Below are 20903 nucleotides of genomic sequence, written 5' to 3'. Positions count from 1 at the left end.
TCACACGATCGATTTGGGCAAGCCTATGGCAATTCAGCCCAGAAGGCCAAGGGCCGGGAATGTTTCAAGCAACCAAAACGCAAAGGCAGAAAACGCCCCGGTCATCAGCGCGACACCGACCCCAACCAGCAACAGGCCCATCACGCGCTCAATGGTTTTCATATGCCGTTTCAGTCGCGTCATCAGCCCCATGGCGCGTTCTATGAACGCGGCGGCCAACAGGAATGGCAGCCCCAGACCGATCGCATAGACCCCAAGCAGCGCTGTCCCGCGCTGGACGCTCGATTCCGTTGCCGCAATGGACAGGATCGCGCCCAGTTGCGGCCCAATGCACGGGGTCCAGCCAAAGGCAAAGGCGAGCCCTAGAATATAAGCGCCAAAGCTCGATCCACCCCGGTCGCCTGCATCCATTCGGGCCTCGCGGTCGAGGATTGGGATGCGGAAGAGGCCAAGGAAATGCAGGCCGAAAACGATAATCACGGCACCTGAGATTTGCGCCAGAAGAACCTGATTCTGAAGAAAGAATTGCCCAAAGACAGAGGCAGTGAAGCCAAGGAACAGGAACACCGTCGAGAGGCCCAAGACAAAGAACAGCGCGGCCAGAACGGCCTTGCGCCGTGCCGCACCCGCGACCGCCATATCGTTCATCGAAATGCCGCCCATATAGGCGAGATAAGGTGGCACAATCGGCAAGACGCAAGGGCTGAGAAAGCTCAGCACACCGGCGGTCAGCGCGACAAGCATCGCCGGCAAAAGCGACGCGTCAAACAGGTCAATCCCAAACATGTCTCTTCCCTACCCCGGCAAATCGGAAAGGTCACGAGGCCAACGGTCACATATCCGTGGACAGGACCGCGCGCCCGGCTTATGTCGCCGGGGATGGACTTTGATCTGGATATCGATGCGCGCGGCTTGCTCTGCCCCTTGCCGGTTCTGCGGCTCCGCAAACGTATGGGCGGCCTTGAAAGCGGTCAGGTCGCGCGGCTCTTGGCCGATGACCCGGCAGCGCATGTCGATGTGCCGCATTTCTGTGCCGAACAAGGGCATGGGTTTCTGGGGAGTGAAGAGATAGAGGACGGCACCGCCTATTTGGTCCGCAAGGGCTGAGACCGGGGGACCGGAAAACGCGCGTTTTCCGGGCGGAATTTTCGAAAATTCCGGGCCGCACTCAGCCGAACAGCACCATCGCTCGCGCATCCCAGGCCAAATCGGCCCGATCTCCGCGCTCCAACACGCGGCGTCCGGGCATGTTCCGCATCGACACCGATACCGTGTTCGGCGCCCCATCCAATCGCACATCGTAATAGGTCATATCGCCGTAATAGGTGTGTTCTTCGACCACGCCCTGCGCCACGCGATCCGCGCTTTGCCCCTCAAAAAGCAGTGTCAGACTCTCGGGGCGCAAGCCGATGCTGGCCTCGCCACCAATCCCTGCCGGGCATTGGTCGGGCGCCAAGGCCGCGCGCCCCAAACCGGGAACCTCGACCTCAACCATCGTACCGCCCGAGTCGATCACGCGGGCGGGCAAGAAATTCATCATACCGATGAACTCTCCCACACGCCGATTGGCCGGACGGCGGTAAAGCGCCTGCGGCGGCGCCAATTGCGCGATCTCACCTTCGAACATCACCGCAATCCGGTCGGACATGATCAGCGCCTCTTCCTGATCATGGGTCACCAAAATGAAGGTGATCCCAACCTGCCGCTGCAGCCGACGAAGCTCGGTCTGCATCTGCTCGCGCATCTTTTTGTCCAAGGCCGAAAGCGGCTCATCCAGCAGTAGCACCTTGGGCTTCAGGATCAGGGCGCGGGCCAGCGCCACCCGTTGCCGTTGCCCACCTGAGAGCGCATGAGCCGCACGGCTGCCAAACCCGCCGAGCCCGACCATCTCCAATGCCTCCCCCACGGCGGTTTGTTTTTCAGAACCACTCATGCCTGATTTCCGCAGGCCGAAGCCGACATTCTCCGCCACGCTCAAATGTGGGAAGATTGCGTAGCTCTGAAACACCATATTCGTCGGACGCTTGTTCGGCGGCACGCCTTCCACATCACGGCCATCCAACAAAATCCGTCCGCTCGAGATATCCTCGAACCCGGCAATTGCGCGCAGCAACGTGGTCTTGCCACAGCCCGACGGCCCAAGCAGCGAGAAGAACTCGCCCTGCCCGATCTCCGCGTCGATGCCGCGAAGCGCATGATACTCGCCATAGAATTTATGCACGCCCTGAAGCGCGATGATCGGCTCTTGGTTGGTGTCTTTCACAAGAACCCTCCGGTGTCTCTAAGGCCGGCCCGGTGTAGGCCCCGGCGGCGGAAATACTCAGCGGTGATCAGAAGCATGATCGACAGCACAACAAGGATTGTCCCAAGCGCCATGATCACCGGCAACCGGCCCGGGAAGCGCATTTGCCCCCAGAGATAGACCGGCAAGGTCGGCTCATTGCCCGAGAGGAAAAACGCTATGATGAATTCGTCGAGCGAGATCGTGAAACAGATCAGAAGCGAGGCGATGATCCCCGGCATCACCAGCGGCAGCGTGACCAAGCGGAAGGTCGAGAGCGGCGTCTCGCCCAAATCCACCGCGGCCTCTTCAAGGCTTTGATTCATATTGGCAAAGCTGCCGTTCAGGATCGCGATGGCGAAAGGCGTGCAGATCAACACATGGCCCGCAATCACCGTCCAGATCGAGGGGGTCAGGCCGATTTGCAACATCGCGACCAGAAGGGACACCGCGACAATGATCTCGGGCAGAACCAAGGGCAGCATGATGAAGCCCAATATGCCGCCCTTAGCCGGAAACACATGACGGTTGCCCGCCCGCGCGGCGAACAGACCGAAGCAGGTGGCCAAGATCGCCGTTGTGACCGCGATGAAGATCGAGTTGACCGTCGCATCATGCAGCGCTTCGGTCCGCGTCAGCTCGATAAACCAATCGAAGGTAAACCCTTGCAGCGGAAAGGCGATGATCGTGCCATCGTTGAAGGCGAAGAGCGGCAGGAGCACAATCGGCGCGTAGAGGAAGACCAAATAGGCCACCGCATATATCCGCAGGCCCTTCATCTGCTTCGGGTCCAGCGGCGAGTGACGAAGATCAGCGCGAGCGCAATGAAGGTCACACTGACCATGGCGATAACTGCCAAAGTCGCGCCAAGCGGCGCGTTGTTCAGCCGCATGAACTGCACCTGGATCATGTTGGCGATCATCGTGCCATCCGATCCGCCGACCAGGCGCGGCGTGACATAATCCCCAATTGTCGGAATGAACACGATCAGGATCGCCGCCAGAACGCCCGGCATCGCCAGCGGCAAGGTCACGCGCAGAAAGGTCATCACCCGGCTTTCGCCTAAATCCCGCGCGGCCTCCAACAGGCTGCGGTCGATCTTCTCCAGGCTCACAAAAATCGGCAGGATGGCGAAGGGCGCGAAGGCGTGGGCGAGCGTGATCACCACCGCATTGGCATTGTAGAGAATCCAGCTCAATGGCTCATCGATGAGCCCCAAGCCAACCAAACTGCCATTCACCGGCCCGTCAAAAGCCAGAATCACGCGCCACAGGAACACACGGATCAGATAGCTGGTCCAAAACGGGATGGTGATCAGAAAGAGCCAGAGCGACTTGCGGTCGGGCCGGACGTAAAAGCTGACAAAATAGGCAATTGGGAAGGCCAAAAGCACCGTCACAATCGTCACGGCGCCCGCGATGCGAAGCGAGCGGAACAACAGCTCGGAATAAAGCGGATCGGTCAGCGCCTCGCGGTAATTGTCGAGGGTGAAGCTCCGGTCGATGGTCAGGAAATCCTGGGTCCAGAAGCTAAAGAGAAAGATCGTGCCAAGCGGCGCCGCCAGCAGCAAGAGCGCATAGGTCAGGGGCGGGCTGACCAAGCCCAAGCCCCGTGCCGCATCCGTTCGTAAGGCCTTGCGCAGCCTCGCGCCCTGGCTCATCCACCTCTCCCCGACCACGCTCTTCGGTCAAGCTCGAAGATTTACGGCAATGCCCTCCAGGTGCAAGAGATTTGACCCGCTCCACCCTCTCGAGATCAGAATCGTGGCATCATAGAAAAGGGCCGCCCAGTTGGACGGCCCCTTTGAAACTCTGCTGGTTTGCTTAACGCTTGGAGAACTGGAAGCTCCGGCGCGCTTTCCGCTTACCGAATTTCTTCCGTTCCACAACCCGGCTGTCGCGGGTCAGGAAGCCAGCGGCTTTCAGCGCGCCGCGCAGGCCCGGTTCGTAAAGCTGTAGCGCTTTCGAGATGCCGTGTTTCACAGCACCGGCCTGGCCCGAGAGGCCGCCGCCTTTGACCGTGGCCATCACGTCGAACTGGTCTTCGCGACCGGCAACGGTGAAGGGCTGGCGCAGGATCATCTGCAGCACCGGACGGGCAAAATACTCGCTCTGGTCCTTGCCATTGACGACAACCTTGCCGGAGCCGGGGCGGATCCAGACGCGGGCAACCGCATCTTTCCGTTTGCCGGTGGCATAGGAGCGGCCAAGCGCATCACGCACAGGTTCGCGGGTGACTTCGGTTTCGGTGATCAGGGTGGCTTCGGGAGCGGGCACAGCGCCCTCTTCCACGGCGCCTTTCAGCTCGTCGAGCGATGTCAGTGTCTCGGCCATGCTCATGCGCTCCGCGTGTTTTTAGGGTTTATGGATTTCACATCCAGCACGGTCGGCGCTTGCGCCTCATGCGGATGCTCGGTGCCGGCATAGACGCGCAGATGAGTCATTTGCTGACGGCTCAGTTTGCCGCCCGGCAGCATGCGCTTGACCGCTTGGGTCACAACACGCTCGGGATAGTCACCATCAAGGATTTGGCCGGTGGTGCGGGACTTGATCCCACCCGGATAACCGGTGTGCCAGTAGTTGGGCTTGTCGCGTTTCTTGCCGGTCAACTGCACCTTATCGGCGTTGATGACGATGACATTGTCGCCCATATCCATCGAGGGGGTGAATGACGGCTTGTGTTTGCCGCGCAACCGCATGGCGATGATCGAGGCGAGACGGCCCAGAACAACGCCTTCGGCGTCGATCAAGATCCACTGCTTGTCGATATCCGCCGGGGTGGCAGAAAAGGTTTTCATGTGTCTTTGTCCTTCGGAAGACGAGATCGCGGGCGCGAAATCCGGCGCCCATCGGGATGGCGCCCTTTTACCGAAGTGACAATTCACGTCAAGAGCGGTGTTCCGGACAAAATCATTACAAAACAGATACTTGTTACTAGGGTACTATTTTACCCCAAAAGATTCTGTCCGGAACCTCTTGCCGGAGCGTCTATTGCACGCGCTCCGGACCCTTGATCAGCGATTGGGCGGTATAGACCAGAATCGCGGCCCCAACCGCGCCCAATGCACCGATTCCCAGTACGATGATGACATCGATCGGCCCGCCGATATCGGCCAGCCGCGACTTGGTGATGACCAATACGAACCAAACCGCCGCAACCGCCCCCACGGGCATCGCCAACTGCGCCAGAAGGAATTTGCGCCAACTCACAGCCCGATCGCGGATCAGCACATAAAGATACGCCAGCGTGATGACCACGGCCAGTGCCACAAGCGCCCAAAAGAGGCCACGGCCAAACATCTCTTCGAAGACGGCGATGAAGTTTCCAATTGTCGGGTTTTCCATATCGCTTCCTTCCCCTCTTAAGCCCGGCCGCGCAGCATCGCGTTATAGGTGGCTTTCAACCCGATCTCTTTGATCAGCCAACTGACCCAAAGCTCTTCCAGCGGCGCGATCAGGCCGGGGAAGCTCGGAACCAGATTGTTGTTATAGTCGAATTCGACCAACATCGCGCGCCCGACCCGCGTGATCAGTGGGCAGGATGTATAACCGTTGTAGAGATGGTCACTCTCTTGGCCTTCGATCTGTGCCACCAATTGGTCTTCGAGCACTGCGACCTGCCATTTGGCGCTGGCCGCCGTCTTGCCTTTCGGCACGCCCGCCACATCACCCGCGGCAAAGACATTGTCATAGCGGATGTGGCGGAGCGTATACTGATCGACCTCGACCCAGCCCTGTTCACCACTCGCCCCGGTTTGCCAAGACAGGCCGCTGTCGCGGATCACCTGGTGCGCGCGCATCGGCGGGATCACATTGGTGAAATCGAACCCAATCTCTTCGCTGCCGCCATCTTCCGTGCTGAAAGTCGCAACCTTCCGGCCCGGATCAATCGCCGTCATCACCCGGTTATACCGCGTCTCAAACCCCTGGCGCTCATAGAGCATCCGAACCTTCTCATTGACGATCGGCACACCGAACAAGGTCGAAGAATGGGCGCAATAGATGATCTCGGTCTGCCCGCGCGTCCCTTTGCGCCGCGCATGATCATCCGTGAGGAACGTGTATTTCAGCGGCGCACCAGCGCATTTCATACCCGTATTAGGCCGCGTGAACAGACCAACGCCACCCTCATCGGTGAACTGATCCATCAGGCTCCAGGTGGTCGCGGCCTCTTCTGGCCCGGCATAGACCGACCCAATCCCGTTTTGGCCAATGAGATCTCGGGACATCCCCTCGATGCCCTCGTAATGCAACTCCAAACCTGTCGCGACGATTAGATAGTCATAGCCAACCGTCTCGCCGGTTGAGGTGCTTACCTGCTGCGTCTCCGCATCGATGTTGGTAGCCGAACCTTCGATCCAGGTGATGCCGCGCGGCAACCAGTCAGCGGTTGCCGAAACCGAATAGGATGACGGGCGCAAACCGGCGGCGATGAGCGTGAAGCCTGGCTGATAGAGGTGCCGCACGCGCGGATCGATGATGGTGATCTGCGCCCCATCAACCCGATTGTGCAGCCGATTGGCCAGCGCCGTCCCGGCAGCCCCGGCCCCCAAGATCACAATCCGGGCGCTGCTCTGCACCGTCTGGGCCTGCGCCCCCTCGCCTTTCGGCAGCGCCGCGACAGCCCCGCCAGCGGCCATCAAGCCCAGAAGCTTTCGGCGCGTTTCAAAATCAGGTTGGTCCGTCATCCGCCCTCTCCCCCAAAACTGCAAGAATTCCCTTCAGCTTGGGGGTAATACGCAACGCCAACCATTGGCATTGATATAGATCAACCCTAGAAAGCGCGCCACATGCGTCTGTTCGGGCAAGACCTGACACCGACCGGGCGGAGAGAGATGCCGCTAGCACTCCGGCGGGATCGAATAGGTCAGCGAGGCGCGCGCGACGGGCCGGTCATCCCCTTCGGAGTAAATCCGACAGTCCCCAACGGCCAACACCCTGCCCAGCTTCAACAAAACCGTATCGCACAGCAGATCGACACCTGCGGCGGGCTTCCGCATGAAATCGATCGAGCAATTCGTGGTGACGGCAAGCGCCTTCGGCCCGATCCGCGTCAGGATCGCCAGATAGACGCCCACATCAGCGAGCGAAAACATCGTTGGCCCCGAGACCGTGCCACCGGGTCGCAGATGCTCCTCGCCCACGATCAACCGGACCCGCAACAGGCTGTCACCGACCTCTTCGACACGGAACATGTCGGCCACTTGCGGGAATTCCGCCGTCAAAAACGCCTGCAGCGCCGCCCGGTCCATCGCCAATGCCATTGCCCTCTCCCCTCGTTTCGCCCTAGGGTTCGCGTGTTTTCAGGGGCTTGGCAAGGGAGCGTGCAGGTGACCGAGCAGATTTTAATCCGAGAAGATATCGGGGCGATTACACGGCTGACATTGAACAGCCCGGACAGTTTGAATGCGCTGAGTGACGCGATGTTGGCCCGATTGAACGAGGAGTTTTCGGCGCTGATGCATGACGCCGGCCAGCGCGTGGTGATCCTACGCGGGACGGGTAAAGCCTTTTGCGCCGGGCATGACTTGAAAGAGCTGCGCACCAAACGGCAAGCGCCCGACAAGGGCGCCCGCGCCATCCGCGATCTCTTCGATCGCTGTACGGAGGTGATGCTGATGATCCCGCGCCTGCCGCAACCGGTCATCGCGCAAGTGCACGGCATCGCCACCGCTGCGGGCTGTCAACTGGTGGCCTCTTGCGATCTGGCCATAGCGGCGGACGACACACGTTTCGGCGTGAACGGCGTCAATATCGGCCTCTTCTGTTCCACGCCGATGGTGGCGCTTTCCCGCAATGTGTCGCGCAAACACGTGTTTGAGATGCTCACAACCGGGCGCTTCATCTATGCCAATCGCGCGGCGGAACTCGGGCTAATCAACAAATCCGTGCATTCCGAAGCGCTGGAACAAGAAACGATGGAGTTGGCCGAAACGATCGCCAGCAAGCTGGGCAGCGCTGTCCGGATCGGCAAACGCGCGTTTTACGAGCAACTCGAACAACCCATCGCCTCGGCCTATGACCAAACAGGCGCGGTGATGGTCGAAAACATGCTGGAAGACGACACCGCCGAAGGCATTGCCGCGTTTCTAGAGAAACGCGAACCGGACTGGAAAGACACCCCCTAACCTATTCTAGGAACAGGGATATTGTGGATGGTGGCTTGGCCTACCGGGCGCGGTTATCTGGCGGGGCGGACCAAATAGCGATCGAGCCCGCTTCGAGTTATCCTTTGCCGATCTGAAGGACGAAGACCTAGGCGGCTTTGGTCTTCGCAACCTGTTCCTTTATCGGCGTCGACGGTTAGTTTGGGTCGGCGTGTTTCCCCCGACCCTTCATCCCCCGTCTTCAGGCCCTGTAGATGGCCGTGAACTTGTCTTCCAGATAATCAAGAAGTGGCGCTTCGCTGATCTCTCCACCAATGGCGTGCTGGATCGTCTCGCGTGGCGATCGAAGTCCGCCATATTGCTGCAAACGCTCTTTCAACCACCCCGTCACCGCGCGCAGATCCCCACGCGCCAAATCCGTGTCCAGTTCCGGCAGATCACGCCGAAGCGCCGCGTGCAGGCACCCTGCATAGACATTGCCCAAAGAATAGGTCGGGAAATAGCCGATCAGCCCGGCGGACCAATGCACATCCTGCAACATCCCGTTTGACGGCTTGTCCACCGCGACGCCGAAATCGGCCTCAAACCGGTCATTCCAGGCCGCCTCCAGATCACTGACCGCCAGGTCACCCGCCAAAAGCGCGCGTTCCAGATCAAAGCGCATCAGAATATGCAGATTGTAATGCACTTCGTCCGCCTCGGTGCGGATATATCCCGGCTGCACCCGGTTCACAGCGGCATGAAATGCCTCTTCGCCGTCGACATTCAGCGCCCCGAACCGATCGACCATTCGGCCATAAAGCCAGCCGGTGAAGGCCCGGCTCCGCGCCAGTTGGTTTTCGTAGATCCGGCTCTGGCTCTCATGCACGCCCATCGACACGCCCTGCCCCAGACTGGTCAGGCGAAACTCCGGCGCGATGTTTTGTTCATAAGTGGCGTGGCCGACCTCATGGATTGTCGAATAGAGGCAGCCAAAGGGCTCACGCTCATCCACCCGCGTGGTGATCCGCACATCGGCACCACTGCCGGAGCTGAACGGATGCACCGCCTCGTCGATCCGGCCATGGTTGAAATCATAGCCAAAGGCCGCAGCCAATTCATGGGTCAGGGCCAGCTGCTGCTCTTTCGAGAACACCCCGTCAAGCGGCGCCGGATCATAGCCGCTCTCGGCCACCGCGGCTCTCAGCACCACCAAGCGCGGCCGAAGCGCGCCGAACATCTCCTCCAACGCCGCGCCGCTCATCCCCGGCTCATAATCCTGGAGCAGCGCGTCATACGCATCGCCATCACCCGAAAGCGCCGCCGCCTCTTCCTGACGAAGCGTCAAGATCTCACGCAACACAGGCAAAAAAGACGCCACGTCTTCATTGGCCCGAGCCTCGGCCCACACGCGATGGGCCAGCGCCGTGGCCCGAACGATGGCAGCAGACAATTCCGCCGGCACTTTCGCCGCCCGGTCATACGCGCGGCGGATCAACCGGATCTGCGCCGCATCCGCCTCTGTCTCTGGTTTGGCCGCCGCGAGCCAATCGGCCACCCGCGCATCGACCCGACGGCTGTGCAGCACCCCCTCCAACGCGGCCAGTTCCTCGCCGCGCTGCGCAACTGCGCCCTCGGGCATCATGGTTTCCTGGTCCCAACTCAGCCGCCCCATGACTTGCGCCAAAGCTTCCGTCTGACGTTGAAACGCCGTGAGATCGTCCATCGCGCTCATGCGCCTGCTCCTCGAACCGATTGTGGCAATGGGTACAAGCTGAGGAACCGGGCGCGCAGCACCAGAACCACCAACACGACCGCGCCGAATTGATGCAAAATCGCCAAATACCAAGGTGACGAATGCATGACCGTAATGATGCCCAACACCATCTGCCCCAACAGCATCACCGCCATCCAATCAAACGCCCGCTTGGTCGCGACCAGAGCCGAACGACGCGCCATCCACCAAACCACGACACCAAAGATGAACAGCAGATAGCCGACGATCCGGTGGAAAAACTGCACCGTCCCGTCATTCTCAAACAGGTTCCGCCAGACCGGCTCCAACACCCACATATCCGGCGGCGTGAAGCCGCCGGCCATCAGTGGCCAGTCAATGAAATTCCGCCCCGCATCGATCCCCGCGACCAAGGCCCCGATGAGGATTTGCAGAAAGGTCAAATGCAAAACCCCCGTCGCCATCCCCTTCAACTGCTTATCGCCCGAACGCCGCGCCTGCATCAGCGCCGCTTCGTCCCGACCAAGCGCCATCACATACCACGCGATCAGCGCCAGGATCAGGAAGGCCAAACCCAGATGGATCGCCAACCGATAAGACGCCACGTCCAGCATCCCGGCTTCCAAGCCTGACGACACCATCCACCAGCCAATCGCGCCTTGCAGCCCGCCAAGCCCTCCCAAGAGCAACAGCCGCCCGGTCCACCCCGTCGGCACATTGCGCGTCGCCAAAAGCCCAACAAATCCAAGCGACCAAACCAGGCCAATCACCCGGCCCAACTGCCGATGACCCCATTCCCACCAATAGATCACCTTGAACTCAGCCAGGCTCATCCCCTGGTTCTGCAACTTATACTCCGGGATCGCCCGATAGGCCTCGAACTCCGCGTCCCAGGCCTCTGCACTCAATGGCGGGATCGCGCCCGACAGCGGCGCCCATTCGGTGATCGAAAGCCCACTATCGGTCAGCCGGGTCAGCCCGCCCACCGCGATCATCACCACCACCAGCGCAAAAAGCGCCATCAGCCAGGCCCGGACCAACGCCCGTCCGCGCCCACGCCCGCCGCTCACGCCGCCCGGTGTCGCCGCCGGTTTCTGCGTCTCGCTCACCTCTTCGAAAATACTGCGGCTCATGCCCTGCGCCTCACCCTCTCACATCTTGCCGACAGAGCTATCCCAAGCCCCAACCGCCTTCAAGCAAGCGCGTCGCCCTGTCACGTCCCCGGGCTTCTCTGCTTCCCAAACATCCCCGCCGGAGGCTCCCAAACTCGGCCAAACCGCGCAAAGCCCGGCGGCCTCTCTCTCCGCGCCCCTCAAAGCCCATAAGCAGGCGCAGCCTGCCATCGCCGCCGGGCCGGAGTCCGTAGGGCGCGCATCACGGCTAATCCCGCCGCTTCTCGGCCCACCGCACCATTTGCCGCATCACACCGTGGAAAATCTGCACATCCGCCCGGGTCAGGGGGAGCCGCCCCCAGAGATTGCGCAGATTGACCTTCATCCCCTCGGCCTTGGTCTCGGGAAAGAAAAACCCCGCCTCCCCCAGCCGCTCCTCGAAATGATCGCCCAGCTTCTCAAGCTCCAACCCGCTGGCAAACTCGGTCCCCGCCATCTCCATCACCTCAGGCGCCACATCCACACCCTGCCGCCGCCATTCATAGGCGGTCAGCAACACACATTGCGCCAGGTTGAGCGACGGGAACTCTGGGTTCACCGGCACCGAAATCGTGGCATTGGCCAGAACGATATCTTCATTCTCCAACCCCGCACGTTCCGGCCCGAAGAGCACGCCGACCTTGCCACCCTCGGCCTGGATCGCCCTGGCCTGCTCCATGGCGCGCTCCGGCGTCACAATCGGCTTGGTCAAGCCTCGCGCCCGCGCCGTGGTGGCGAAAACATACGTGCAGTCGCGGATCGCCTCCGGCACGCTCTGGCAAAGCCCCGCCTGATCCAAAAGCCGCCCGGCCCCGCTGGCCAGTGCGACGGCGCGTTCATTCGGCCAGCCATCGCGCGGGCCCACCACCCGCATTTGATCGAGGCCGAAATTCCACATCGCGCGCGCGGCAGCACCGATATTCTCGCCCATCTGCGGGCGGACCAAAATGAAAACAGGCTGGGTCATGGCGCTCGTCTAGTGCGGCCCCACCGCCCATGCAATCCCCCCATTGTTCGCATCGCCCCCGCGCGCTATCACCCCGCAACGCGACGCCCGAGGACGCCTCCATGACCGAGACCCCGCAACTCTATCTGATCACGCCTCCATCCTTCGAGCCGGAGGTCTTCGCCCCGCGCTTGGCCTCGGTCCTCGACCGGTTCGAGATCGCCTGCCTCCGCCTGACCCTGGCAAGCCATGACGAAACCCATGTCGCCCGCGCCGCTGACGCGCTCCGCGAGGTGGCTCATGCGCGCGATGTACCGATTGTAATCACCGCCCATCTGCAACTGGTCCAAACTTTGGGCCTCGATGGCGTGCATCTGACCGATGCCGCACGGTCGGTGCGTAAGACCCGGAAAGAGCTGGGCGACGACTCGATTGTCGGCGCGTTTTGCGGCACCTCCTCCCATGACGGCATGTCGGCGGGCGAAGCTGGCGCGGACTACATCGCCTTTGGGCCGGTTGGCAACAGCGCCCTGGGCGATGGCAGCAAAGCTGAGCGGGACCTGTTCGCCTGGTGGTCGGAAATGATCGAATTGCCCGTGGTCGCCGAAGGTGCGCTCGACACGGATTTGATCGAAACTCTCGCGCCGGTCACCGATTTCTTCGCCATCGGCGAGGAAATCTGGCGCGAAGAGGATGCCAGTGCCGCGCTTACCCGTCTGACAGCGCCGCTTCGCTGACCCCCGACCGCACGGCCATCTCGCAGGCCCGTGCCAAAGCTTTGCGATCAACAAAATCGGCCACACGCAGCGGCGGATGATAGGTCACATATACCGCCCCATGGCGTGGCGTGGCGAGGATCTGCAGCAGGTTGTCCCCAAACTCCATATCGCCCCACCAACCGTAATACCGCGCCTCCGCGCCAGTCGGCGCAGCATAACGCAGAGATACCGGCTGCACCTGCAGGACGTTCTGCAATCGATCTGTGAAGAACGCCGAGAAAAGCGTTGATTTAAAATCCAAAACCCGCTGCCCGTCGCTCGATGTTCCCTCTGGAAAGAACAGCAGCTTGTGACCTGTGATCAAGCGATCCTCAAACACGGCCTGCTGCGCCCGGGCATCACCGCGCCGCCGATTGATGAACACCGTTCCGGTGCCGCGCGCCAGCCAACCGATCCCGCCCCAGCCCCGCACTTCGGCTTTCGCAACGAAATACAATCGTTTGCAGGCATTCAGCACAAAGATGTCGAGCCAGCTGACATGGTTCGACACATAAGCCCCCGGCCCGGCCATCGGCTGACCGCTGACGCGCCGTGGCAGGCCAATCAGCCAGCAAGCGGAGATACAGACAAACTGCGTGATATACGGCGTGACCGGTCGGGTCAGTCCGAAGAGCCAGCGCTCAGGCACCCGCAACAAGAGGAGCAACGAAAAACAGATCGCCAAGAGCAGCAGAAGCGGCGCGCCCCGGCGCGCCACGCGCAACCAATCACGCGCGCCCAATGCGCGCGGCGGTGGCGGCGGGGCCTCGCCATACCAGGTGCTCACGCCGACGCGCCTTTTTGATAAATCGCCCGATGCCGGTCCGACATCCGCGCTGTGTCCATGATCAAACAGACATCGACACAGTTGAAGGGCCGATCAATAAACGCCCCCTCGCCCACAAACCCGCCAAGCCGTAGATAAGCTTTGATCAAGGAGGGGATCGCGCGCGTCGCCGCCGGTCGATCCAATTGCTCCTCTGGCACCAAATCCATGCGCTGAAACGCCTCGGCCCGGGCTCGAACACGGATATCGACCGGGGCAAGGTGGCGATGATGCAAAAACGAAAGCGGTTGCGCCAAAGGTCCGATATCGGTGCCGTGGAATGACGCGACACCAAACATCACCTCGATCTCGCGCGCCGACACATAAGCCGCCAGCCCGTTCCAAAGATGCATCATCGCGCTGCCGCCACGATATTCGGCATGCAAACAAGATCGGCCCAACTCCAACAACCGACGACCCGATCTCTTCAACACCTGCAAATCATATTCATCTTCGGAATAGAATTGCCCGGCGGCCCGGGCCTGCGCATCGCCCATCAACCGATACACACCGACAACCTGATCACCCGCCGCACGGCGATGATCCAGCAACATCAGATGATCGAAATACGGATCGAAACGGTCCTGCTCCAACCGCGCCTGATGATCGACGAGCGGGCCATCGCCGCCCAATTCGCCCACAAACACCTCGTATCGCAAGCGTTGCGCGGCCCGAAGATCCTCCGCATCGGTCGCCAAACGCACCTCGAAATGACCGTCATCGATTTGCATATGCGTCCTCAGCCCTCGTCTCGCGCGGGTTTACCAAAGCCGCCTGCGAACGCAAGCATGCGCCCAGTCGGCACTTTGCCGCCGACCCCTGACATGTTAGGGTTTGGTTAACCATCCGGTTTTTACTGTAACGATTATCGCTCGAGCTTTACGAGAGGACGTCCATGATCAGCCCAACGCGCGTGCCGTCAATGACAACCTTTCCGGCATGCTCGAAATTCACAGTGATTTTGCCCCCGATATTTGACTGCACCTGCCCGCGCCCCCAATCGGACCGCTCCGGGTGGCGGACAATCATACCCGGCTCCAAAATCGCATTTAGATCATCCGACATGTAGAGGCTCCGCAAATGGAGGACAGACCGATTTTTCCGCCCGAAGATGTGGCCGCGCTGGTTGGCTCGCGACTTTGCCATGATCTCGTGAACCCACTTGGCGCCATTGGCAACGGCGTCGAGCTCCTAGGTATGACCGGCAGCACCGATGGCCCAGAGATGGCGCTGATCACGGATGCGGTCAAGGATGCCCTGGCCCGCATTCGATTTTTTCGGATCGCGTTTGGGGCGGCCTGCGCCGACCAAACGATCAGCCGCCGGGAAATCGATGACATCCTGTCTGGCCTGCACGCCACCGGGCGGCTGCGTGTCACTTGGACGCCGACTGAGGCAATGCCACGGCTGGACGTCAAACTCGCGTTTTTGATGCTGAACTGCGCCGAGACCGCCTTGCCGATGGGGGGCGACATCACCGTTACACAAGATGAGACCGGGCTGCATGTCACCGCCGAAGGGCCAAGGCTCACCGCAGACCGCGCGCTTTGGCAACTCTTGGAGCATCCATCGGAGACAGCGGATGTCCGCCCTGCGGAGGTGCAATTTCTTCTCCTGAGGGATACGGCCTTTGCCATCGGTCGCGGCCCGTGGGTGAGCGTGGGTGAGACCGGCCTCGACATCCGGGTCTAAGACAGCAGCACCAACCCGGCCCGGAACCGCCGCATATTCTGTCGGTAATGCTCGGCTGAGGCCAAAAGCCCTGCCGTCGCCGCCTCGTCAAGCGCCCGTACCACCTTGCCCGGTGCGCCCATCACCAAGCTGCCATCAGGGATCTCTTTGCCCTCGGTCACCAAGGCTCCGGCACCGATCAAACAGCCGCGCCCGATCTTGGCGCCATTCAAAACCGTGGCTCCCATCCCAATCAGAGACCCGTCGCCAATTGTGCAGCCATGTAGCATCGCCTTATGACCAATCGTGCAATCCGCCCCGACGGTTAGAGGACAACCCGGATCGGTATGAAAAACGCAGTTCTCCTGCACGTTCGAGCCAGCGCCGATCCGGATTTCCTCGTTGTCCCCACGGATCGTGCAGCCGAACCAGACGCTTGCGCCGGCTTCCAGCACGACCCTGCCAATCACATTCGCATCGGGCGCGACCCATGTATCCTCGGCAATCTCCGGGGCAATCCCGTCAAGCGCATAAATCATCCCCGGCCCTCCTCGAACTGGTCATGCAACATCCGCACATGCCCTTGCAGACCCGGTTGCTGCGCCTGCTTCAACCGCTCCGCCTCGACAATCTGTTTCAGTTTCGCTTCAGTTGCGTCCAAGTCCTCGTTGATCAGCACGTAGTCATAACCATCCCAATGGCTGATCTCATCCCAGCTTTTCTGCATCCGTTTCGCGATAGTCTCGGCATCGTCCTGGCCGCGAGCCTCCAACCGCCGTTTCAACTCGGCAATTGAGGGCGGCAAAATGAAGATCGATAGGACATGATCGCGGAGCGCCGAAGTTTTGATCTGCTGCGCCCCTTGCCAGTCGATATCGAACAGCACGTCACGCCCCTCATCGATGGCCTCGGCCACCGGCGCCAAGGGGCTGCCATAGAAATTGCCGAAGACAAACGCGTGTTCCAGCATGGCGTTGTCGGCCACCAATTTCTTGAACGCCGTTTCGCTCAGAAAATGATAATGCTGCCCATCGACCTCACCAGGGCGCGCGGGCCGCGTCGTCGCGGAGATCGAAAAACTCAGGCTCGGGTCCCAGGCCATCAACCGGCGCGCCAGAGTCGTTTTCCCGGCGCCCGAGGGCGAGGACAAGATGATCAGCAATCCACGGCGGGTCTGTAGCGGCATCTTTATTCCACGTTTTGAACTTGTTCGCGCATCTGATCGATCAGCACTTTCAGGTCAAGCCCGATGCGCGTCAGTTCGGTATCCGAAGATTTGGAGCACAGCGTGTTGGCCTCCCGGTTGAACTCCTGCATCAGAAAGTCGAGCTTCCGGCCAACCGGCCCCTCGGTTGTCAGCAATTCGCGCGCCGCCACCACATGCGCGTGTAGGCGATCAATCTCTTCGGTCACGTCAGCCTTTACGGCCAACAGCGCCAATTCTTGCGCCAGTCGCGGTTCGTCCAGGCCCTCGGCCGCCTCGATCAGCTTGGCCACATTGTCCCGAAAAGCCTGAGCCGCCTTCTCCTGCCGAGCCACGGCACGTGTTGCGGCCTCCTCGACCAACCCATCCATCTCACCCAATTGCCGGGTCAGCACCGCATCCAACGCGAGACCTTCATTGGCCCGCATGGTCTGAAACGCCGCCAAAAGCGCATCGAAATCCTCCAGCAACACCTCAAGAGCCGGTGGTTCCGGGTCCGCGCCGCGGGCATCATAAACGCCTGGCATCGACAGAATATCCGTCGGCGTCGCCTCGGCAATCACCAAGCCAACCGCCTCTGCCGCCCGGGTCGCCTCCGCCATCGCGGCGAGCGCTGAGGTCAGTGCGGCTTGATCGACGGCCTGCGTCCCGGCGCCAGGCGCGCGCGCCAATTTCAACGAGAGGCTAACACTGCCGCGCCCAAGCGCCGCGCCAAGCCGTTTCCGCAGGGCGGCTTCAAGCGCGCCCATACGCTCCGGCAAGCGCAACCGCAGGTCCAAACCTTTAGCATTCACACTACGCATTTCCCAGGACCACACCTGCCCAGGCGCGCTTCCTTCGCGTGCCGCATAGCCAGTCATTGAGTTAACCATTTAGGATTTTGCCCCCCATGCCCGTAAAATTTTATTCAGTTGTTAAGATTTGGGTAAGGATTTCGTGGCTAGCGTTAACATATTCTGTGATCGCTTCACAACGCGACGATCCCATTGGGAGGGCGTGAGGTGAGGCGCGCGCGGTGTGGTATACAGACGGCGAGCGAGAATGTCGTTGCCTGCTGGCAGCGAAAGCATACGATGGCGCATCCGACGATACGTGACGTGATTGAGTACTGGGATCGTCTCCGGGCCTCTCGGGATGTGCCCAACCGGTCCGATATCGATACGCGCGAGATTTCGGAGGTCTTAAGCTATACATTCATCCTTGATCGTGCCCGCCCAGACGCGGTGCGGTTCCGTCTTTCGGGAACCCATGTCAACGAGTTGATGGGTCTGGACGTCCGCGGCATGCCGTTCCATGCAATTTTTGAGCTGAGTGAGCGTAAGTCTTTGATGGAGCATGTGGAAACCGTCTTCACCGGACCGTGTCGTTTGGATTTGGGACTGATATCCGATGCTGAAGGGCGCGCGCCGCTGGATGGGTGGATGGCGCTTCTTCCCCTGCGCAATATCGATGGGGAAATCAGCCGCGCGCTTGGGGTGCTCGTCACCGAAGGTGACGGCTTTCAGATGGTTTGAACTGGCGCAAAATTTTTTTCGTTACAAAACAATGCCTTGCAAATTTTGTTTTTCACAAGGTTTGAACACTTTGTAGGTTTTCCGGGGGTATTGGGGTATTTGACAGGGTTTTTTGCAGTAAGAAAATTCAATGTTTTCAATGGGCGTCAGAAAATCGTGTTACCTGATATGGTAACAGGTTACGGCTTGGACTTGGAAGCCTTGATCTCAAGTGGCTGAGAGATGGCAACGCTGCCTTTCAACCTGACATATTCCGCATAAGCCTTCTTTCCAGCAACGTATGGAAGGTCAGCCCGGAAGACCCTCCAAGCATCGCTTGTGGGTTCCTCGTTAGCGAAAGCGCCAAGCAATTCCTGATCTGACTTAATGGTCAAGAGCAGTTCGGCTGACGCTGTCAGAACGCTTGTAGTGAAGGCTGACATTTCGGCAACTTCGTCGTTTTCGGATACGCCAAACATCAACCAAGACGGGCTTAGCGATAGAGCCGTGCAAATGTTGGCAAGCGTAACCGCGCGGGGAGAACTCGGCCCCGCAAGATACTTTTCCATAGCGCTCTTGGAGATACCGCCAATCTCAGCAAGCTGGGCAACGGTTAGGTCATGGTTCAGCATCAATTCTCGAAGACGCTTCGAGAGATCAAGTTGTGACAGTTGCGCGGCGTCCATTTTTCTGTCTTTCTGTATCTATGTATTGATTACCGTATTTTTTTACGGTATTCTGTAACCGAATGATACAAGAGGCTTGCGGACTTTGCAACATTACGTGTCGATCAGACAGCTATTGAAGGCTGGCCGCATACCGAGCACTCGCAAGGGTGCTATCCAGTGGTTGAGGCGTGAAATGGTTCCGTTGCTGGACACTGGTTCCGGTTTCGCTGTCGATATTGCACAACTGCCCGAGGCGGAGCGTCTGGCATATCTGCAGCGGGAAAGCGAGAACCTGCATCTTGATCCCGGCGTGTTTGACGACGTGGCCCATGAAGCATTCATGCAAGCGCCGCCGTCGCGGCGTGAACGGGCGGAGCGCAAAGCAGAGATTGCCCGATTTCTGGTGTCGCTGGGCGATGCAATCGTCTGGCGTGAGCGCGAAAAACTGGTGCATAAGCGGTTCGGTGCAAAGGGCAATTCAGCGCAGCGCCTCAAGGCCATTGTGAAGCGTGTTCAAGGGGTTGATCCGATCAACTTTGCCCCTGCGCTATTGGACAACTATACATGCGGAGCCAAAGGCCGCGCGGATATGTCAACGGATGCATGGCGGTTTTTCATGACTGTGATCCGCAATGCCGCCCCAGAGTTCCCGTTGTCGGCTGCATGGCGTGACACGCGCGACGTCGGCAAGAAAATGGGCTGGGCGGTTCCATCTTATCCGACATTCTACCGCCGCTGGAACGCCTTAAGCGTGGCGGAGCGACATACAGCACGGCATGGCCGCGAAGCGACCGTAAAGCGGCTCACGATCCCGACTGTGCGCGACAAAACTTCGATTGCCCCTTTGGAATGGGTGTCGCTTGATGGGCGAACACAAGATTTCTGGGTTGATTTTGGCGACGGCCGCGCGGTTCGCCCGGTTATGATTGCCGTAGCCGACGTGGCCTCAAATATGGTTCTTGGCTGGGAATTGGTCGAGACCGAAAATGCGCCGGCAACAGTGCGTGTTATCAAGCGCATATGCGAAACCTTTGGCATCTTTGACCGTCTTTACCCTGACAACGGTTCGGCCTTTGCAGGGCATCTGGTGGCGGGCGGCAATGTCCATCGGTTCCGCAACGGCGGTAAGAAGCCCGAAGGCGTCCAGCCGCCCGGTATCTGCAAGATTATGGGTATCAATCTGACTTTTGCCCTACCTAAGAACGCCCAAGCTAAGATTATGGAACGCGTCTTTGCCAGCCTGTCGCGTGTTGTGGACGATAGACCAGAGTTTCGAGGTTGCCATGCGGGCCACGCGCCCGGAGCAAGCCCGTCTGCTGACGTTGTGCCGATCCCAGTTGAGGATGCGCGGAAGGTGATCGAGCGCGAGATTGCCCGGTTCAATCGTGAACCGGGGCGGCGCGGCCAAGGTGCGAATGGGCGCTCTTATGAACAGGTGTTTCAAGACGGTCTGGACGCCCGTATCAAACGCAAACCGACCGCCAAGCAGATTTACCTTGCTGGGCTGATCTACAGCCCGGTTTCGGTGGATCGTTTCGGACAGGTTCGCAAGTATGGCTGGACCTACGGCGATCCCTTGTCGCAAGAAGCGCTCTTGCCCTTCCATAAGTCAGGACGGAAGATCCTGCTAGGCCGCGATCCCGACGATTTTAGCGCCCCGGCAATCGCCTTTGACGAAGACGGCAACCTGATCTGTGAAGGCATCGCTCCAGTGCAAGCGGGCAAGTATGACAGCGTTGACGGTATCCGTTCGGCTAAACGGAACAAGAAGGCCGCGCGGGCCGCTGCAACGGCGGCGGAAAAAGCCCATGATTACATGACGGATCAAGAGTTTGTCGCCGCGTTGGCTGCGCTCGATGCACCCACGCCTGCGCCAATGCCTTCGCAACCGGAGCAGGTTGTCGCAGGGCGGTTTGGTTCGCCTTTGAAGGCGAAACCGAAACCCGAAGGTGAAACCGGGCAGACGATCAATCCTGATTTTTATCGGAATATGGATACCGCGCTTGAGGCCAAGAAGGCTCGGGCGGGTAAGTTGGCATGAGGGATGTAGCACCATCCCCCACGCCATTGAACCGGGGCGCAAGC

Annotated in this window: 25 protein-coding genes; 6 read left to right on the top strand and 19 right to left on the bottom strand. The window is 60.0% G+C overall.

All coding sequences use genetic code 11. The annotated features are described in order from the left end of the window. Window positions 1-33 precede the first annotated feature (33 nt). Window positions 34-786, bottom strand: a complete 753-nt coding sequence (locus tag GTF44_RS08725) for a cytochrome c biogenesis CcdA family protein (protein ID WP_171560975.1) — start codon at window positions 784-786, stop codon at window positions 34-36. Between the two features lie 93 nt (window positions 787-879). Here GTF44_RS08725 and GTF44_RS08720 point away from each other — a divergent pair, with 93 nt between their 5' ends. Further along, window positions 880-1107: a sulfurtransferase TusA family protein gene (locus GTF44_RS08720; protein WP_145209205.1), complete on the top strand. Its 228-nt coding sequence runs from the start codon at window positions 880-882 to the stop codon at window positions 1105-1107. Window positions 1108-1168: 61 nt separating this feature from the next. On the opposite strand, the gene GTF44_RS08715 is transcribed toward GTF44_RS08720, so the two are convergent. From GTF44_RS08715 to GTF44_RS08680, 8 genes are all read right to left on the bottom strand, one after another. After that, window positions 1169-2263 (bottom strand): ABC transporter ATP-binding protein, encoded by a 1095-nt coding sequence (locus tag GTF44_RS08715; RefSeq protein WP_367383390.1) that lies wholly within the window; start codon window positions 2261-2263, stop codon window positions 1169-1171. Next, a complete protein-coding gene (locus tag GTF44_RS08710) occupies window positions 2260-3060 on the bottom strand; it encodes an ABC transporter permease (protein WP_171560978.1) in 801 nt (266 codons plus the stop codon). The genes GTF44_RS08715 and GTF44_RS08710 overlap by 4 nt, the downstream gene beginning before the upstream one ends. Then, window positions 3057-3941 (bottom strand): ABC transporter permease, encoded by an 885-nt coding sequence (locus tag GTF44_RS08705; RefSeq protein ID WP_171560980.1) that lies wholly within the window; start codon window positions 3939-3941, stop codon window positions 3057-3059. Before GTF44_RS08705 ends, GTF44_RS08710 begins: the two co-directional genes overlap by 4 nt. Before the next feature lie 163 nt (window positions 3942-4104). Beyond that, complete coding sequence (gene rpsI, locus GTF44_RS08700) at window positions 4105-4614, bottom strand: 30S ribosomal protein S9 (RefSeq protein WP_145209214.1); 510 nt, start codon at window positions 4612-4614, stop codon at window positions 4105-4107. Between the two features lie 2 nt (window positions 4615-4616). Continuing rightward, on the bottom strand, window positions 4617-5078 hold the full coding sequence (gene rplM / locus GTF44_RS08695; RefSeq protein WP_171560983.1) for a 50S ribosomal protein L13: 462 nt from the start codon (window positions 5076-5078) through the stop codon (window positions 4617-4619). Between the two features lie 190 nt (window positions 5079-5268). Continuing rightward, window positions 5269-5625, bottom strand: a complete 357-nt coding sequence (locus GTF44_RS08690; RefSeq protein ID WP_145209220.1) for a DUF5368 domain-containing protein — start codon at window positions 5623-5625, stop codon at window positions 5269-5271. Window positions 5626-5642: 17 nt separating this feature from the next. Then, on the bottom strand, window positions 5643-6968 hold the full coding sequence (locus GTF44_RS08685; protein ID WP_171560986.1) for an NAD(P)/FAD-dependent oxidoreductase: 1326 nt from the start codon (window positions 6966-6968) through the stop codon (window positions 5643-5645). 153 nt (window positions 6969-7121) lie between these two features. Then, window positions 7122-7544: a PaaI family thioesterase gene (locus GTF44_RS08680; RefSeq protein WP_216365012.1), complete on the bottom strand. Its 423-nt coding sequence runs from the start codon at window positions 7542-7544 to the stop codon at window positions 7122-7124. 66 nt (window positions 7545-7610) lie between these two features. Between GTF44_RS08680 and GTF44_RS08675 the strand changes: the two genes are divergently transcribed. Next, window positions 7611-8408: an enoyl-CoA hydratase gene (locus tag GTF44_RS08675; RefSeq protein WP_367383389.1), complete on the top strand. Its 798-nt coding sequence runs from the start codon at window positions 7611-7613 to the stop codon at window positions 8406-8408. A 220-nt stretch (window positions 8409-8628) separates the two neighbouring features. Here GTF44_RS08675 and GTF44_RS08670 read toward each other — a convergent pair whose 3' ends face one another. The 3 genes from GTF44_RS08670 to GTF44_RS08660 all read right to left on the bottom strand — a co-directional run bounded on the left by GTF44_RS08670 (window position 8629) and on the right by GTF44_RS08660 (window position 12219). Continuing rightward, entirely contained in the window at window positions 8629-10101 is a 1473-nt protein-coding gene (locus GTF44_RS08670; protein WP_171560994.1) for a carboxypeptidase M32, read from the bottom strand. Beyond that, window positions 10098-11234, bottom strand: coding sequence for a heme A synthase (gene ctaA, locus GTF44_RS08665; protein ID WP_171560997.1), 1137 nt, complete (start codon window positions 11232-11234; stop codon window positions 10098-10100). Before ctaA ends, GTF44_RS08670 begins: the two co-directional genes overlap by 4 nt. A 247-nt stretch (window positions 11235-11481) precedes the next feature. Next, entirely contained in the window at window positions 11482-12219 is a 738-nt protein-coding gene (locus GTF44_RS08660) for an RNA methyltransferase (RefSeq protein ID WP_171560998.1), read from the bottom strand. Between the two features lie 101 nt (window positions 12220-12320). Between GTF44_RS08660 and GTF44_RS08655 the strand changes: the two genes are divergently transcribed. Beyond that, window positions 12321-12935, top strand: coding sequence for a thiamine phosphate synthase (locus tag GTF44_RS08655; RefSeq protein ID WP_171560996.1), 615 nt, complete (start codon window positions 12321-12323; stop codon window positions 12933-12935). On the opposite strand, the gene GTF44_RS08650 is transcribed toward GTF44_RS08655, so the two are convergent. The 3 genes from GTF44_RS08650 to GTF44_RS08640 form a co-directional block, all read right to left on the bottom strand. Further along, window positions 12907-13743 (bottom strand): 1-acyl-sn-glycerol-3-phosphate acyltransferase, encoded by an 837-nt coding sequence (locus GTF44_RS08650; RefSeq protein WP_171560993.1) that lies wholly within the window; start codon window positions 13741-13743, stop codon window positions 12907-12909. The genes GTF44_RS08655 and GTF44_RS08650 overlap by 29 nt on opposite strands. Beyond that, complete coding sequence (locus GTF44_RS08645) at window positions 13740-14513, bottom strand: GNAT family N-acetyltransferase (RefSeq protein ID WP_171560991.1); 774 nt, start codon at window positions 14511-14513, stop codon at window positions 13740-13742. Before GTF44_RS08645 ends, GTF44_RS08650 begins: the two co-directional genes overlap by 4 nt. A gap of 148 nt (window positions 14514-14661) precedes the next feature. Beyond that, window positions 14662-14847 (bottom strand): DUF3553 domain-containing protein, encoded by a 186-nt coding sequence (locus tag GTF44_RS08640; protein WP_171560988.1) that lies wholly within the window; start codon window positions 14845-14847, stop codon window positions 14662-14664. Window positions 14848-14862: 15 nt separating this feature from the next. Between GTF44_RS08640 and GTF44_RS08635 the strand changes: the two genes are divergently transcribed. After that, window positions 14863-15474 (top strand): histidine phosphotransferase family protein, encoded by a 612-nt coding sequence (locus GTF44_RS08635; protein WP_171560985.1) that lies wholly within the window; start codon window positions 14863-14865, stop codon window positions 15472-15474. Here GTF44_RS08635 and GTF44_RS08630 read toward each other — a convergent pair. From GTF44_RS08630 to GTF44_RS08620, 3 genes are read right to left on the bottom strand one after another with little or no spacing between them, the layout of a single operon-like run. Beyond that, entirely contained in the window at window positions 15471-15992 is a 522-nt protein-coding gene (locus GTF44_RS08630; RefSeq protein WP_171560982.1) for a gamma carbonic anhydrase family protein, read from the bottom strand. The two genes, GTF44_RS08635 and GTF44_RS08630, sit on opposite strands and share 4 nt — an antisense overlap. Continuing rightward, on the bottom strand, window positions 15989-16639 hold the full coding sequence (gene gmk, locus GTF44_RS08625; protein ID WP_171560979.1) for a guanylate kinase: 651 nt from the start codon (window positions 16637-16639) through the stop codon (window positions 15989-15991). Before gmk ends, GTF44_RS08630 begins: the two co-directional genes overlap by 4 nt. 2 nt (window positions 16640-16641) lie before the next feature. Next, on the bottom strand, window positions 16642-17529 hold the full coding sequence (locus GTF44_RS08620) for a YicC/YloC family endoribonuclease (RefSeq protein ID WP_171560976.1): 888 nt from the start codon (window positions 17527-17529) through the stop codon (window positions 16642-16644). Between the two features lie 201 nt (window positions 17530-17730). Between GTF44_RS08620 and GTF44_RS08615 the strand changes: the two genes are divergently transcribed. Then, entirely contained in the window at window positions 17731-18171 is a 441-nt protein-coding gene (locus GTF44_RS08615) for a PAS domain-containing protein (RefSeq protein WP_171560972.1), read from the top strand. 179 nt (window positions 18172-18350) lie between these two features. On the opposite strand, the gene GTF44_RS08610 is transcribed toward GTF44_RS08615, so the two are convergent. After that, entirely contained in the window at window positions 18351-18836 is a 486-nt protein-coding gene (locus GTF44_RS08610) for a helix-turn-helix domain-containing protein (RefSeq protein ID WP_171560971.1), read from the bottom strand. A gap of 175 nt (window positions 18837-19011) precedes the next feature. Here GTF44_RS08610 and GTF44_RS08605 point away from each other — a divergent pair, with 175 nt between their 5' ends. Next, entirely contained in the window at window positions 19012-20859 is a 1848-nt protein-coding gene (locus GTF44_RS08605) for a transposase domain-containing protein (RefSeq protein WP_171560968.1), read from the top strand. Window positions 20860-20903 lie beyond the last annotated feature (44 nt).

Origin of the sequence: Roseobacter sp. HKCCD6576-2 (genome assembly GCF_013179285.1) — a bacterium.
Classification (GTDB): Bacteria; Pseudomonadota; Alphaproteobacteria; order Rhodobacterales; family Rhodobacteraceae; genus Rhodophyticola; species Rhodophyticola oceani.
The sequence above is the reverse complement of the archived record's forward strand: the minus strand, read 5'-3'. Positions and strand labels throughout refer to the sequence as shown.

What these genes read in the sequence shown, in the direction of transcription:
- GTF44_RS08725 (WP_171560975.1), bottom strand. Translation starts at nt 786, where the DNA reads ATGTTTGGGATTGACCTGTTTGACGCGTCGCTTTTGCCGGCGATGCTT.
- GTF44_RS08720 (WP_145209205.1), top strand. Translation starts at nt 880, where the DNA reads ATGGACTTTGATCTGGATATCGATGCGCGCGGCTTGCTCTGCCCCTTG.
- GTF44_RS08710 (WP_171560978.1), bottom strand. Translation starts at nt 3,060, where the DNA reads ATGAAGGGCCTGCGGATATATGCGGTGGCCTATTTGGTCTTCCTCTAC.
- GTF44_RS08705 (WP_171560980.1), bottom strand. Translation starts at nt 3,941, where the DNA reads ATGAGCCAGGGCGCGAGGCTGCGCAAGGCCTTACGAACGGATGCGGCA.
- rpsI (WP_145209214.1), bottom strand. Translation starts at nt 4,614, where the DNA reads ATGGCCGAGACACTGACATCGCTCGACGAGCTGAAAGGCGCCGTGGAA.
- rplM (WP_171560983.1), bottom strand. Translation starts at nt 5,078, where the DNA reads ATGAAAACCTTTTCTGCCACCCCGGCGGATATCGACAAGCAGTGGATC.
- GTF44_RS08690 (WP_145209220.1), bottom strand. Translation starts at nt 5,625, where the DNA reads ATGGAAAACCCGACAATTGGAAACTTCATCGCCGTCTTCGAAGAGATG.
- GTF44_RS08685 (WP_171560986.1), bottom strand. Translation starts at nt 6,968, where the DNA reads ATGACGGACCAACCTGATTTTGAAACGCGCCGAAAGCTTCTGGGCTTG.
- GTF44_RS08680 (WP_216365012.1), bottom strand. Translation starts at nt 7,544, where the DNA reads ATGGCATTGGCGATGGACCGGGCGGCGCTGCAGGCGTTTTTGACGGCG.
- GTF44_RS08670 (WP_171560994.1), bottom strand. Translation starts at nt 10,101, where the DNA reads ATGAGCGCGATGGACGATCTCACGGCGTTTCAACGTCAGACGGAAGCT.
- ctaA (WP_171560997.1), bottom strand. Translation starts at nt 11,234, where the DNA reads ATGAGCCGCAGTATTTTCGAAGAGGTGAGCGAGACGCAGAAACCGGCG.
- GTF44_RS08660 (WP_171560998.1), bottom strand. Translation starts at nt 12,219, where the DNA reads ATGACCCAGCCTGTTTTCATTTTGGTCCGCCCGCAGATGGGCGAGAAT.
- GTF44_RS08655 (WP_171560996.1), top strand. Translation starts at nt 12,321, where the DNA reads ATGACCGAGACCCCGCAACTCTATCTGATCACGCCTCCATCCTTCGAG.
- GTF44_RS08645 (WP_171560991.1), bottom strand. Translation starts at nt 14,513, where the DNA reads ATGCAAATCGATGACGGTCATTTCGAGGTGCGTTTGGCGACCGATGCG.
- GTF44_RS08640 (WP_171560988.1), bottom strand. Translation starts at nt 14,847, where the DNA reads ATGTCGGATGATCTAAATGCGATTTTGGAGCCGGGTATGATTGTCCGC.
- GTF44_RS08635 (WP_171560985.1), top strand. Translation starts at nt 14,863, where the DNA reads ATGGAGGACAGACCGATTTTTCCGCCCGAAGATGTGGCCGCGCTGGTT.
- GTF44_RS08630 (WP_171560982.1), bottom strand. Translation starts at nt 15,992, where the DNA reads ATGATTTATGCGCTTGACGGGATTGCCCCGGAGATTGCCGAGGATACA.
- gmk (WP_171560979.1), bottom strand. Translation starts at nt 16,639, where the DNA reads ATGCCGCTACAGACCCGCCGTGGATTGCTGATCATCTTGTCCTCGCCC.
- GTF44_RS08620 (WP_171560976.1), bottom strand. Translation starts at nt 17,529, where the DNA reads ATGGTTAACTCAATGACTGGCTATGCGGCACGCGAAGGAAGCGCGCCT.
- GTF44_RS08615 (WP_171560972.1), top strand. Translation starts at nt 17,731, where the DNA reads ATGGCGCATCCGACGATACGTGACGTGATTGAGTACTGGGATCGTCTC.
- GTF44_RS08610 (WP_171560971.1), bottom strand. Translation starts at nt 18,836, where the DNA reads ATGGACGCCGCGCAACTGTCACAACTTGATCTCTCGAAGCGTCTTCGA.
- GTF44_RS08605 (WP_171560968.1), top strand. Translation starts at nt 19,012, where the DNA reads ATGGTTCCGTTGCTGGACACTGGTTCCGGTTTCGCTGTCGATATTGCA.